Annotated in this window: 7 protein-coding genes and 7 pseudogenes; 11 read left to right on the top strand and 3 right to left on the bottom strand. The window is 61.1% G+C overall.

Annotation, left to right across the window (positions count from 1 at the left end):
* The first annotated feature begins 73 nt into the window (after positions 1–73).
* The 11 genes and pseudogenes from JY451_10205 (at position 74) to JY451_10155 (ending at position 7,638) form a co-directional block, all read left to right on the top strand.
* A complete protein-coding gene (locus JY451_10205; GenBank protein ID QZH74116.1) occupies positions 74–232 on the top strand; it encodes a hypothetical protein in 159 nt (52 codons plus the stop codon).
* A 545-nt stretch (positions 233–777) separates the two neighbouring features.
* A complete protein-coding gene (locus JY451_10200) occupies positions 778–2,634 on the top strand; it encodes a sodium:proton antiporter (protein QZH74115.1) in 1,857 nt (618 codons plus the stop codon).
* On the top strand, positions 2,631–3,257 hold the full coding sequence (locus JY451_10195) for an OmpA family protein (GenBank protein ID QZH74114.1): 627 nt from the start codon (positions 2,631–2,633) through the stop codon (positions 3,255–3,257). Before JY451_10200 ends, JY451_10195 begins: the two co-directional genes overlap by 4 nt.
* Positions 3,258–3,900: 643 nt before the next feature.
* Positions 3,901–4,131 (top strand): annotated as a pseudogene (locus tag JY451_10190) (hypothetical protein).
* Positions 4,126–4,584, top strand: a pseudogene (locus JY451_10185) (hypothetical protein). The pseudogenes JY451_10190 and JY451_10185 overlap by 6 nt, the downstream one beginning before the upstream one ends.
* 54 nt (positions 4,585–4,638) lie before the next feature.
* Positions 4,639–5,013, top strand: a pseudogene (locus tag JY451_10180) (hypothetical protein).
* 255 nt (positions 5,014–5,268) lie between these two features.
* Positions 5,269–5,757, top strand: a pseudogene (locus tag JY451_10175) (hypothetical protein).
* Between the two features lie 90 nt (positions 5,758–5,847).
* A pseudogene (locus JY451_10170) lies at positions 5,848–6,177 on the top strand (hypothetical protein).
* Between the two features lie 12 nt (positions 6,178–6,189).
* Positions 6,190–6,456 (top strand): annotated as a pseudogene (locus JY451_10165) (hypothetical protein).
* A pseudogene (locus tag JY451_10160) lies at positions 6,430–6,765 on the top strand (hypothetical protein). Before JY451_10165 ends, JY451_10160 begins: the two co-directional pseudogenes overlap by 27 nt.
* Complete coding sequence (locus JY451_10155) at positions 6,739–7,638, top strand: type I secretion C-terminal target domain-containing protein (GenBank protein QZH76676.1); 900 nt, start codon at positions 6,739–6,741, stop codon at positions 7,636–7,638. The pseudogene JY451_10160 and the gene JY451_10155 overlap by 27 nt, the downstream one beginning before the upstream one ends.
* Positions 7,639–8,411: 773 nt before the next feature.
* On the opposite strand, the gene JY451_10150 is transcribed toward JY451_10155, so the two are convergent.
* The 3 genes from JY451_10150 to JY451_10140 form a co-directional block, all read right to left on the bottom strand.
* Entirely contained in the window at positions 8,412–10,976 is a 2,565-nt protein-coding gene (locus tag JY451_10150; protein QZH74113.1) for a glycoside hydrolase family 9 protein, read from the bottom strand.
* 271 nt (positions 10,977–11,247) lie between these two features.
* Complete coding sequence (locus JY451_10145) at positions 11,248–12,084, bottom strand: hypothetical protein (GenBank protein QZH74112.1); 837 nt, start codon at positions 12,082–12,084, stop codon at positions 11,248–11,250.
* 103 nt (positions 12,085–12,187) lie between these two features.
* A complete protein-coding gene (locus tag JY451_10140) occupies positions 12,188–13,444 on the bottom strand; it encodes a S8 family serine peptidase (protein QZH74111.1) in 1,257 nt (418 codons plus the stop codon).
* Between the last annotated feature and the right edge of the window lie 29 nt (positions 13,445–13,473).

Genomic DNA, 13,473 nt, shown 5'->3' with positions numbered 1-13,473 from the left:
CCGCCGGGGCGGAGATGCCGAACGATATTTCTCGGAACAACTCGGGTGAATTGCGGCGAGCGAAGCAGACATGGTGACGGCGTTGACTTTCAACCAGGCGAGTGAAGCCGCGGGTTTCGTGAGAGCGGCGAGCGCTGTCGGACCCTCGGTGGTCTCATTCACAGTGGAAACCGACGGGCGGCTGGCTGACGGACAGCCGCTTGGTGAAGCCATTGAGCAGGTGGACTCCTAGACGGGCAGCCCGGCGGCCTACTTTATGATAAACTGCGCTCACCCGGACCACTTCGCAGGGGCTCCCGATGGTCAGTGGTTGTGGCGAGTTCGAGGAATAAGAGCCAAGAAGCAATCGCTTGGAGCCAGTCTCGTTGGGAAGTGCTGCCAGTCTCGCCGGAGCTCACCTCTGATACCATATCCCCTGCGAACGGCGGTTCGAACCTGTTCCACCAGAGCTGCACGGTCTCCGTGGAAGATGTCGATCCCCCCGTTCAAGATGCAGGTCCTCAACGTTGCGCAGGGTAAGCGGGAAGCGGGCGTACATCAGTAAAGGCAGATGGATTAGCTCGGGAGAGGAGTTGAAGCAGCGGATCGGCTGGCAAGCGTCTTTGGTCCGGGCATTGGCCCCCCTGCCGGATCTCTGTTCCCGCGGTGCATTTGCTTTGGCAGAACTCTTCCTTGTAGGGTGGGAAACACCGTGCCTGGTGGATCCGTCCTTTGGCGCGCACGTTAGATCACAACATCAGGCTTTCATGCGGCCTCCAAGGGGGCATCGGACGAACCATGCAGGATCAAACACTCATCATCGCCGTGGTCGGCGTTCTGGGCATCGGCGCCCAGTGGCTTGCCTGGCGTAGCGGATGGCCGGCAATCGTCCTGATGTTGCTCGCCGGCTTCTTGGCCGGTCCGGTGCTCAACCTGATAGATCCCGAAGCGGTGTTCGGAGACTTGCTGGAACCCATGGTTGCCATCGGGGTAGCCCTGATCCTGTTTGAAGGAGGGTTGAGCCTCAACTTTCGCGAACTGCGCCACTCGGGGCAAGCGGTTTGGCGGCTGGCGACGGTCGGTGTTTTGGTGGGCTGGTTCCTCGGTGCGTTGGCAGCGCATGAAATCGCAGGACTGGTGCTGCCTGTCGCCGTGCTGTTCGGCGGCATATTGGTGGTTACCGGGCCGACGGTGGTTATCCCGCTTTTGCGACAAAGCTCGATCCAGGCCCGGCCAGCCTCGATCCTGAAATGGGAAGCGATCGTCAACGACCCGACAGGCGCGCTGTGCGCGGTCATCGCGTATGAATATTTCCGCCTGTCTGCCGATGGAGCCTCCGTCATCGAAGTGGTGCCCCCGCTGATTATTTCAGCGGCGCTCGCTGGCCTGCTCGGCTACGTTGCGGCGGTCATCATTGCTTGGGCTTTCCCCCGGGGCACCGTACCCGAGTACCTGAAGGTGCCAGTCCTTCTGACTGCGGTCATCGGCGTTTTCGTCCTTTCCAACCTGATCGAGCACGAAGCGGGCTTGGTGGCGGTCACGGTGATGGGAGTTGCGCTGGCAAATATGAATGTCCAAAGCCTCCGCAGCATTCATCCTTTCAAGGAGAATGTCGCGGTCTTGCTCGTTTCGGGCATCTTCATTCTTCTTTCTGCGTCGCTCGAGTGGGCCGATCTTCAATATCTCAACTGGCGCTTCGCGGCCTTTCTGCTCGCCTTGCTGTTCGTGGTTCGGCCGTTGACTATCCTGATCACCCTGGCCGGCACCACGATACCCTGGAACGAACGTTTCTTCCTGGCCTGGATCGCGCCGCGCGGGATCGTGCTGGTTGCGATCTCGGGCCTGTTCGCGCTGCGCCTGGCAGAGCTCGGCTACGAGGATGGCAATGTCCTGATCGGTCTGAGTTTCGCGGTTGTCGTCGCGACGATCGTGGCGCATGGGTTCACGGTCGACCTGGCCGCGCGGCTGCTCAAGGTCAAAGGCGCTACAAGACCCGGCCTGTTGATCGTCGGCAGCACTCCCTGGACGATCGCGCTCGCCAAACAGATGCTGGATCTCAAGACCCCGGTTACGGTTGTCGATTCCAGCTGGCAACGCCTGGCTCTCGCCCGCCAGAGCGGGGTGCCCGTTTATCATGGCGAAATCCTCAATGAAGCGACGGAACACAATCTCGATCTCGGACCGTTCCAGGTGCTCGTCGCTGCGACTGACAACGAAGCGTACAATACGCTGGTTTGTAGTGAATTTGCGTATGAAATCGGGCGCGATTCAGTCTATCAGCTGGGCGAAGCCGGTGACGATAGCGACCGCCATTCATTGCCGGAGGCCCTGCGCGGGCGTGCTCTGTTTCAATCGGGTTGGGGCGTTACCGAAACCAATGAGCGCCAGAAGGAGGGCTGGGTTTTCCGCAAGACAAGGCTTTCCGAGGAATTCGATTACGAGGACGCGCAGGAAGCACTTCCCGAGCATGCACATATGCTCCTGCTGCTGCGCGAAGGCGGGCAGATGCGCTTCTTCACTCACGCAGCTCGTCCTGTTCCGAAGGCAGGCGATACCATTATCACCTTTACCCCGCCCCAGCGACGCACCTCTGAAAAAGCCGAAGCGAAGCGCGCCGCCAAGGAGAGCGGACCCAAGCCGGAGTCAGCTTCATGAGAATCGCGATGTCAAGAATCCCCAACACCGTTGCCTGCGGACTGATCGGTGCTGCTTTCCTGCTTGCACTCGGCGGCTGCGAGCGGGAGGAAAGTCTGCCGCAACCCGCAACGACCGAACCAGCGCCCGAGCCAACGTCCATTATTCGCGACGATCTGGATGGACCGGTGCTTTCGCCGGAGCCGCAATTAGCGCCGCTTGACGTGCAAATTCCATTCGCCGACGGGGGCACTGAGCTATCGGAAACAGCCACAGCCAAGCTGGCAGACATTCTGAGCTCGCCACAGATCGCCGAGGGCGGCCCGATCCTGCTGCGCGCGCACAGCGATTCTGCGGGTGACGATGAGGTCAATCTGCGCTTCTCACGCCAACGCGGCGAGGCAGTCCGCGACTATCTGGTTGATCACGGTATCGAGGAGGAGAGGATCACTATCATCGCTTTTGGCGAGCAAAATCCGATGCAGCCCAATGCGCTTCCTGATGGAACACCCAACGAACCCGGGCGCGCAGCCAACCGGCGCGTCGATCTTCTCGTAACGCTACCGGGCGGCGATGAAACGACTGCCGAGGAAGTGACTGCGAGCGACGGGGAGTCGGGTATGCTGGTCGGATATGCTGAGTGACCGCTTTTGCACGCGTGAGGCGAAAAGGAACTGTTCACCCAGTGTCACAAGTGCCTGGTTGTGACATCCGGCATCAGACGATGATTACGATTTGATCGTGGTGCCATTCACCATGGCAAGGTTAACTGTCTGGATTGGCAGTCCATGATTAGGAGCCATTGTCTTTTATCCCCCTGCCAGCTCTCAAATAATGATCATATCGATCGAGGGTGTCTTTGATCACGCGCAATCCAGTCCTGCTCTTAACCATATCCGGTTTCTGCTGACCAATTCGGCTGATGACACCAGCCCTCCGGGACCTGAGCAAAGCGTAAAACTCCGAGCACGAATGGACCGGGGGCGGACTATCGAGCACGGCTTGGTTCAAGCCCCAGTTGGAGGAAAGTAGGCGGTTACGTGATCCCTCGTACCGGTCTGCCCCCAATTGCCAGTGGCGCATCTGCATTGACATTACTCCAAGCCACCAACCGTCCAGTGGGGCAGCACCCGAGCCAGCTAAAAAGCCCGTCGATCCCGGACGGCGGCGCATGCGCAGGACTCGCCCTGATTTTTCTGGCACGGCGAAGAATGCAGGAGCATAGCAGCGGCAGCGTATACTTGCTTTCCCGGATAGTTTCTTCCGGGACATGGGGGGAGTGAGCTGATGGCGGATATCACGGGGACTCCGGATAATGATGTCCTCTCCGGAACCGGAACCGGGGACACGATCGAGGGGCTGGACGGGGACGATGTACTTATCGGCCTTGACGGCAACGACACTTTGTTGGGCGGCGCAGGCAACGACGAACTCGACGGTGGCGAGGGTGACGATATCCTTGATGGCGGCGACGGCACCGACCAGCTCTCGGGCGGGAACGGCAGCGACACCATGGTCGTCCAAGGCGGAGACAGCGCATTTGGTGACGACGGCGATGATACGCTTATCGTACGGGATGGGCTCGGCACGATATATGATGGCGGCAGCGGCACCGACACGCTGACGCTGGATTTCACGCTCGCTTCCAGCGGCGTAACGGCCGATCTTACGTTCCTGTGGGCAGGACTAAGCGCCTCGATCGGCAGCGCCACCGTGAGCGATTTCGAAATACTTGGCGGGCCGATTATCGGTAGCGTGCTTAACGACACAGTCGTGATTGGCAGATTCTACGACTCCGCCGTGACGGTGGAACTTGGCGACGGCAATGATAGCGGCATTGGCGGAAATGGTGACGACACACTGAGCGGTGGTGCGGGCAACGATGACCTGCAAGGCCAGGAAGGCAACGATACGCTTGTCGGCGGCTTGGGCAGCGACTGGCTGAGCGGCGGCAATGGAAACGATACGCTGGTCGATGTCGACGGGATCGGCAATCTGTATGGCGATGACGGCGATGACATCGTGATGCTTGGCGCGATGACGGGCGGTTCGGCCGATGGAGGCATCGGTACAGACCATCTGCGCTTCGATCTTGTTGCCGCCGCGGCTGGCGTTTCCATATCGCTGAACTTCATCGGCACCAGCATGAGCGGGAACGTGGGCGGCGTGAGTATCTCCGGCTTCGAAACGCTGCACACCTTCTTCAACCAGACCACCGAGCACAATGACACGGTGGTGTTCGGAGCGGCCTTCGATCGGGCGGTGACGATGCGGCTGCTCGGCGGCGATGACAGCTACACTGGCGGCCTCGGCAACGATTACGTCGAAGGCGGCGTGGGCAACGATACACTGGCCGGTGGTGGGGGCACCAATGTCCTGATCGGCGGCATCGGCAATGATAACTATGCGGTGGAGAACCTCGCCACCACGCTTACCGAATTGGCTGGTGAAGGCACCGATACCGTGCTGGCTTCGCTCAACTGGTACCTCGCGGACAATTTTGAGAACCTGACCCTCACCGGCTTCGCCAACATCGATGGCTACGGCAATTCCGTGGGTAATGTGTTGAGCGGCAACAATGGCAACAATCGGCTCGATGGCGGTGATGGGAATGATACCATCAACGGCGGCAACGGCAATGATACGCTGTACGGAATGGTCGGCAACGACACTCTCAACGGTGATGGCGGCAATGACTATTTCGAGGATAGCGACGGAACTAACATCATAAATGGTGGCAGCGGGGACGACTATGTTGTTTTTAGCGGCAATGCCGTGAATCTTGCCGATGGCGGCATTGGCACGGATTCGCTGGATATCCGTCCCTTTGCCCGAACGACCGCCTTTACCATCGATCTCACCGGGATGTGGAACGGCGGCTTCGGCAGCGTCAACGGCGGGACAGTCACCGGATTCGAATCCGTCATCGGCATCTATGGAACGCAGTGGGACGATGTCATCAATCTGGGCGCGGGCACGTCAGGCAGTGCCGGTGTCAACGACGCGGGCCTTGGCAACGATATGCTGATCGGTGCGGACGGCTCTGCCTATCTCAACGGCGGCGAAGGCAACGATGCGATTTTCGCAGGTGCAGGGATCAACGAATTGCTCGGCGGCTACGGCAACGATTCCATCACGCTCGGACCCCTTGGCACCGGCACGGCGGATGGCGGCACCGGCACTGATACCCTGAGCATCGCGCTGGGCGAAGCAGCCTTCGGCGTTGCGCTAAACATGGATCTTACGCTGCTGTGGGACGGCGGCACCGGCACAGTCAATGGAATGAGTGTGACCGGGTTCGAGCTCCTACAAACAGAGACGATTGTCGGCTCCTTCTTCGGTAGTGTGGCCGACAATGTGGTGATCGGGGCTGGATACTTTGGCAACGTCTCCCTTGCGCTTGGCCACGGGAACGATTTTGCTAGCGGGGGCTCAGGAAACGACGTCATCGACGGCGGGCAGGACAATGATGTATTGCATGGCGGCGCGGGCGACGACCGGCTCGGCGGTGCCTATGGATCGGACATCGTTTACGGCGGTGCGGGAGACGACATAATCGGCGGCGACACGCTCGACATGGAGTGGGCTGCGGGCAATGACTTCCTTTACGGTGGGGACGGCAACGACACTATCGAAGGCGGTGCATTCGACGACGAACTTTACGGCGAAGCAGGGGATGACTTTCTACGTGGCGATTCCCTGCCGTTGTCAATCGATCAACATGGCAACGATTTGATCGATGGCGGTGCCGGCAACGATCAGCTTTACGGCCTCGGCGGCAACGACACACTCGACGGCGGCACCGGCAGTGACACGATGGTGGGTGGCCTGGGCAACGACACCTTCTCCATCGACAGCATCGGTGACGTTGTAACGGAGCTGGAGAACGAGGGGTTCGACCGGATCATCAGCTCGATCGATTTCTCCGCGAACCCTTCTCGATATGGCAACATCGAAGCGTTCGGCCTCGCCGGTTTGGCCACCCAGTTGCGCGGCAACCAGCTGGCCAACGAACTCGTCGCCAATGCCACGCTCGGTAGCCTGCTCAACGCTCTTGGCGGCAACGACCTGCTTTTGGGCGGGGCCGGAAACGATCTCCTGAACGGCGGATCGGGCGATGACGAGATGCGCGGCGGCGGCGGGGACGACAGCTATTTCGTCTACGAAGCAGGTGACGTGATTGTCGAACTGGCGGGCGAAGGGATCGACTATGTCCGCTCGGGCGTGAACTACACCCTTGGCGCCAACCTGGAGGACCTGCGGCTGGCCGGAACCCTGGCCACGGTGGGCACCGGCAATGCGCTGGCCAACCGGATCTACGGCGGGAGTGCCGGCGCGACGCTTTCCGGGCTCGATGGCGATGATACGATCTATGGCAGCAACACGGCCGACACAATCTACGGTGGGTCCGGGGCTGATCGGCTGGTTGGCAACTTCGGCGAGGACGCCATCCATGGCGGCGAAGGTAATGACATCATCAACGGCGGCACCAATATCGACACTCTCCACGGCGATGGCGGTGATGACCTGATCCTGGGCGGCATCGGCAACGATGTCATCTATGGGGGCACCGGCAATGATACGCTGCTCGGCGAAGCGAACATGGATACGCTGCACGGCGAGGACGGGGCCGACATTCTCGACGGCGGTGACGGGGTGGACCGGCTGATCGGCGGGGCGGACCGCGATGTGATGACCGGCGGCCTCCGCGCAGACGTGTTCGCTTTCGCTGACGGCGACTTTGCCGGACTGGCGGCCAACACCGCCGACCGGATCACCGACTTCACCGTGGCGCAGGGTGACAGGATCGATCTGTCCGCAGTCGATGCGATCCTGGGCGGCACAGACGATGCCTTCGATTACATCGGCAGCGATGCCTTCTCCGGAACGGCGGGCGAACTGCGCTGGGCGCACGTTGGCGCCAACACGATGGTCTACATGGACGTCGATGGCGACGCGCTCGCCGACTACGCCATCCGGCTGGACGGCACGGTCAACTTGGCGGAGGCTAGTTTCCTTCTGTGAAACAAGAGGGTGCTCCAGCATTCGCCAAGCCGGCAGTCTATCGCCATTCCTGACAAAGTACCGCCGCCAAACATTTCCCGATGTCGGCAATGTCAGCTATCAGCCGGAGCAAGACCAGAAGCGGACTTTCTGCAAGCGACTCTTTGCTGCCGCTTTTCGAAAGTGGTATCGCTAGTCCTGTGCGGACTTTCACAACCCTCTGGGCAGCTGCTCTTTTTTTGCTTTTGGCTAGCTGTCAAACTCGTGATCCGTCGCCGTCAACTTTGCAGGTTCCTCGAGCCGAACAATGCGAAGCTTCGGGAGGTTCAATGCAGCCAGTGGGATTGATTGGCTCGCCTGCTTGCGTTGTCCCTACAAGCGATGGTGGGAAGAGGTGTGAAGACAGCTCTGAATGTGACGGGCGTTGCATTGTCGGCGACTGGGACGGCGAACGACCGCCTTCTGTCGGAACCGAAGTCAGCGGGACTTGTGAGGCCTCAAACCTCACCTTTGGGTGCTTTGCTGAAGTCCGACGCGGCAGGATCGGCAGCCGCTTTCTTTGCGTTGATTGAGCGGCAGGAATCCACCCCCATTTCGGTCGATCGTCAAACCACAGGGCTAGCCTGAAAGCGGTCGACCAGTGTCGCCGGCCGACCGCAGGATAGTTCAGATTTCTGTGCGCTCTGCAAGCAGCAGGGCATCCTCCACATCGACGCCAAGATAGCGGACAGTATTCTCGATCTTCGTGTGTCCGAGAAGTACCTGGATCGCGCGGGGCAATGCTTTGGCTCCCGTCAATCAATGCTGCCTTCCCCGGCGCGGTAAAGCGCATCGGCCGCCAGAGCGAGGAACATGTAGTTGGTCGCTCCCCCACCCATGACGTACTCTCCCTGTTGCCAGAAGAATGGCCACTCCTTCAACTCGGGCAGGTCCGGCCGAACCAGGTTGGTCCCGGAGATCACGCCGCCTGGTATATACGACCAGTCGGCACGGTTTACGCCATAAGCGACAGTGGGGGAGTCGGCACCCACGCCCGACACAAAGCTCTCGTGGTTCTCGCCTGGATGCACGCCGAGGACAAAGTTGAGCGCGTTGAGAAAACTTTCGCGCGAAGTCGCCTGCGGCCACCCCTTGTGAAAAAACCACTGACGCACTCCAAGCGATTGGACGGTCCACCCTGCGCCCCAGATTTCGGGTTCGTACGGCACTCCGTAAGGGCTATCCGTTCGCGCACTTGCTTCAACCACCAGCTGATGTGTCGCGACCGCGGCGGCAAGGCGCTGGCGGAACCCTTCCGGTAAACGCTCCTCGATCGAGGCGAGCCTCCAGGCACTGTTCGCCACGTCTGCAAGGATCGCTGGCTCCATGGCTGTGAGCTGAGCAATATAAAGGGGATCGCCGGTCGCCTGGGCCAACTCGGCCAATGCGAATGTCTGGTTGGAAACATTGTCGGAGCGCTCGAAGGCAAGTGACGTGATCGCTTCCGCCGCATCGATCGCCTCTTGTCCCAGCGGCGATCCATGCGCGCGCATCACCCGCCCCGCAGCAGCAAGCCCGCCGGCCACAAAAAGTTCGCGATCGGGGTTGTCCTCCGTGAAGACCCAGCGGTCGTCCCAGAGGATCGGATCGCCGTTGCCGTCAAGACCCAGGCCATCGACCGGCTGCCGGAATTCGTTGTCGGTGTGGTTGGCCGCGTCCCCCAGCATGACATAGGCACGCAGGCTCGGGGTGATGATCCCCCGGTACAGGCGGCCCAGCGCGCGGTACCCGCCAAGAACATTCAGCAAACCGTGTTCGATCTGCTGGATCGCGTCATTCGTCCCGTCGGGATCGTGCATCTCGACCACCCGGCGCTCCTGATCGATCGTGGTTGCATCGTAGTCGAGGCCAAATTCCTCCACCATCTTGGCCACCATGTAGGTGGTGCCGATCTGTGATTCGACGCGCAGGTCATAGTCGCCAGCGTCGTGCCAGCCGCCGCGGTCGAGGCCTGGAACGACATCACCCGGCTGGAAGCTGGTCAGCGTCGAACCACCTTGCACATAACCATCAAAATGGTTGAGCGAGACCGGGGCCATGAGGGCATCGTCGAGGTGGTCCAGGCCATGCCAGATCCGGTAGCGTTGGTTCACCAGCATGTGACACATCTGGACCGGCAGGAAATATTCCAGCGTCGGTTGCCAGGCGTGGCGCGAATAAACCGCATCATCGATGCGGAACGGATGCGATGTCGTCCCACCGTATTCCAGCTCGTAGAGCCCCGGCCGGGTAACATCGCTGAAATCGAAATGCGCATAGTCATAGCGCAGGAAATCGCCCCAGACCGCTGGTGGTGCTGCCTTGACCATCTCCCGGCCATCGGCGCCGAGGCGGTAAAGCACCGCGTCGCCCGACAGTGCGCTGCCACGGGCAAGCTCGATCACCGCGCGCTTTGTCTGGGCCGGGGCATATCCGATCTGCGACACCTGAATGACAGGGCCGTAGCTCCATTCTGGCACTGTCGTTGGCGTAACGATCCACTCAACCGCACCTGCCGTCGCCCCCGCTGGGATCGGCGTTCGCACGATGAACCAGCCGTTGGGGTGGGCCGAGCGGCCATCGATCAGCTGCAGTTCGCCCGGCCCCACGTTACGGAACTCGATCCGCTGCATCGCCGCTTCGGGAGCGACCGTCAAGCGCTGCCCTGTGGCCAGTGGCGCTGCGAGCACCTGACCGTTGGGATCCTGCACGGGGCCGTTGATCTGCACATTTCGCGGCACCGCGACACGCGGGCCGTCTAGCGTGATCAACGGACCTTCAGGCTGGCGATTGAACAGACCTGTGGCATCGTCCATCAGCCACGCGCGGCCAAACAGTTCGCCCGGAAAGAGCTCCATGTTGAAGCCGGCCCGCCCCACCCATTCAGCAGGGAGAGGCTCGGCCAGGTCGATCGTGATACGAAATGAATTGCCACCGGCCGGCGTAACCGAGACGCTGTAGTCAAGTTCCAGCTCGGGATAGAAGATCGGATTGAAGCCGTGTCCATCCTTGGCGGGATCCGGATAGCGCAACGACTGGGTGATCGTCCCCGTGGCGGGATCGACCGTGCGCGCACCGGCAGAAACCGGCATGGGTGACCACTGCCCCGGTTCCGGCTCAAGCCGCAGATCGCCGTTGGCCGCCACGCGGCGACCATGTTGGATGATCGTCACTCCCGTCTGGTGCCCGTCAGGGTAGATGTCGTCAAAGACGATTACATCCAGTCCGGCTGCGGAGAAATACTCACGCTCGGTGTCCAGCGCCAGATCGATCTGATCTTCCGTTGACGCGATTACTATCGGTATCAGTCCAGCCAGGACCAAGGCTTTCCCTCGCTTCATCCAATCCACTCCCGCGCGCCATTTTCTGTTAGCGCTACCATTACAGCCTCTGATCGGCTTCGCAAGATGTGCGGGATGGGCTTGGCCAGGTGGGAGGAAGGGCCGCATGCAGGACTTTACGGAGGTCAACTTGGGAGCCGAGAGATGACCGGCGTCGAGGCGTCTTTCATGCGCGCGGCATTGAGGGAGCGGGCTGTTTGAAGAACGGCCCCACCAGCAAGCAGGTGGAGCCGTTCTCAAGTACAGGAAGACTGGCGTTTTTGGCTAGAGCTTACTGATTGCTCTCTTCTTCCGGTTCGGCAGTGGAACCGGTAGTTCCGCCAGCTTCGCCGCTGCCCATTATCAAACCATTGCCAGCAGCGGTGAAGTTCCCGGCCGGCACCATACGGCGGCCGTCGCCAGCGCTGACAAGCAAGGACTCTACCCGGCCGCGACGATCTGCCACGATTTGGCGAACCTCGCCAATTTGGCGACCGTCGGGTGACAACACCGGCATGCCGGGCGAAACCCCGAACACGCCATTTCCGCTTGCTGCTCCGCTGCCTGCAACTGCAAGGGCCTGACCCGCCAGATCCGCCGAGCCGTTACCCGATCCTTCGCTCTCGCCGCTGGCGCCGCCGGAGACCGATGGAATGCCACCTGCACTGCGAGCTACGCGACTCGCCGTGCCCCTGGCACTGGCGACGGTGCCCGTGGCAGTGCTGCGGATGCCTGCGGTGGTTTCACGAACAGCGTCCGTGCCAATCAGTTGGGCAGAAGCGCTGCCCTGGCCAGAGGCGCTGCCGGAACCGCTGCCCTGCGCACTTGTATCGCCCAGGGGTGAGGACAGGAGCTGTTCGGCTTCCCCGGTTACCGAGGCATCCGCTCTGCGCTCTGCTTCGACCCGTCCTTCGCGACGATCAACGCGCGTTCTCCCGCGCGTGGAGCCGCGCGTCTCGAACGCGCCGCCGGTGGTCGAACGAACGGTGCGGTCCACGCCGCCGATCGTGGTATCGAGCGCGCCGCCGAGCCCGCCGCCTCCGCCGATGCCGCCGAGGACCTGGGCGCAGGCCGGGGTTGCGGACATGGCAATTGCCAGGGCTGCGGTGGCGGAAAGAATGATCTTCATGGCTGATTTCCTTTCGTAGGTTTGCCGGAAGCGCGATTGCGTCCAGTTGACGAAAGGGAAACGGATGGCTGTCTCGGTTTAATTCACCGGCAAAAAGATTTTTTCAGCGCGCCGCGCCGCAGTCCCGGCAAACGAGACCCCGGCCATAGGTCTCATCAGGTCCGCGAGGACCAAGATCGTGCGCCTCGCTATCCAGAACGGAGCGCCAGTTGCTGCCATCATCCAGCGCCACCGCGATACGGCCAGCGACAAGCGGTGTTGCGTAAGACGTGCCGCGCACGCGCTGTTGTCTTCCGCGCCGGTTCCATGCGAAGATGTCAGCGCCTGGAGCGGCGTAATCAAGGTGGAGGGCCCTGCCAGCTTCAATCAGTGCACGTTCCCGCCGGTCTACCGCGGTCACCGCCACGACACCGTCATAAGACGCCGGATATGCGGGGGGAGCTGCCGGGCCATCGTTTCCCACCGCCGCCACCACAACCATGCCGCTTGCGTGCGCCCCGCGAATGGCGCGGGAAAGGATCGCGTTATGCGGGCCAACAAGGCTGACAGAAACCACTCTCACCCCCTGTTCATGCAGCCAGGCGAGTGCGCGAACGATTGCCAGCGCGTTTCCCCCTGCGGGATCACTGCCATAAACATCGGCCGCATAGATCCGCGACGCGCCAGCCGAGCGGAGCAAGGAGGCAATCGCACTACCGTGATCACTCGCCTCGCCTCCTCCCTCGGCAAAGCTGCGCACCGTCACAACTCCCGTTCCGGATGCAGGTGCTCCGTCGATCATACCCACTCGCACCGAAGTGGCTTGCAGCCTCCGCTCTGGAACCGGATAGAAACTGTGACCCGCAGAAGGGGAAGTGCCTGACTGCTCATAGAGGTTGTCGGGGTCGATAGTCGCATCGGGAAGTAATCGGGAGAGGCGTTCCTCACCTTCGGCAAGTTCCACTCCGGGAGGTAACGCCAAGCGCCATATTGCCAACCCCAACCCGTCAAGCTGCTCCCGGCCCAACACCCGATAGCCTTCCGTTTCGGCGCGAGAGATGGCTTGCGCATCGACATCCATCACCATCAATTCTCCGCGCCGCGCGGGCTCGCCGCGTGCATCGCGCTCGATCAGCGATTGATTGCGCCGGACCAGACGATTGATTCTCCGCACCCGATCTCGCGCAAGGTCCAGCGCCTGCCGTGCCAGTTCGCGCTCCAGATTGTCGGCCTCCTGCAAAAGCGGGTCGAGAACTCTGCCAGGCAGTTGTTGCGTTCCCGGAAGGCCGACTTGCACATCGCCGACTGCGACCTGTGCATTGGCTGACGCAGAAGAATAGAGCAGAAAGCTCGCTGCAGTGAGGAGGAACCAGATACGCATTGTCAGTCCCTTGAAATAAAGTCCATTAA

Source organism: Erythrobacter sp., from assembly GCA_019739335.1.
Lineage (GTDB): Bacteria > Pseudomonadota > Alphaproteobacteria > Sphingomonadales > Sphingomonadaceae > Alteraurantiacibacter.
The sequence above is the reverse complement of the archived record's forward strand: the minus strand, read 5'-3'. Positions and strand labels throughout refer to the sequence as shown.

What these genes read in the sequence shown, in the direction of transcription:
- JY451_10200 (QZH74115.1), top strand. Translation starts at nt 778, where the DNA reads ATGCAGGATCAAACACTCATCATCGCCGTGGTCGGCGTTCTGGGCATC.
- JY451_10195 (QZH74114.1), top strand. Translation starts at nt 2,631, where the DNA reads ATGAGAATCGCGATGTCAAGAATCCCCAACACCGTTGCCTGCGGACTG.
- JY451_10155 (QZH76676.1), top strand. Translation starts at nt 6,739, where the DNA reads ATGCGCGGCGGCGGCGGGGACGACAGCTATTTCGTCTACGAAGCAGGT.
- JY451_10150 (QZH74113.1), bottom strand. Translation starts at nt 10,976, where the DNA reads ATGAAGCGAGGGAAAGCCTTGGTCCTGGCTGGACTGATACCGATAGTA.
- JY451_10145 (QZH74112.1), bottom strand. Translation starts at nt 12,084, where the DNA reads ATGAAGATCATTCTTTCCGCCACCGCAGCCCTGGCAATTGCCATGTCC.
- JY451_10140 (QZH74111.1), bottom strand. Translation starts at nt 13,444, where the DNA reads ATGCGTATCTGGTTCCTCCTCACTGCAGCGAGCTTTCTGCTCTATTCT.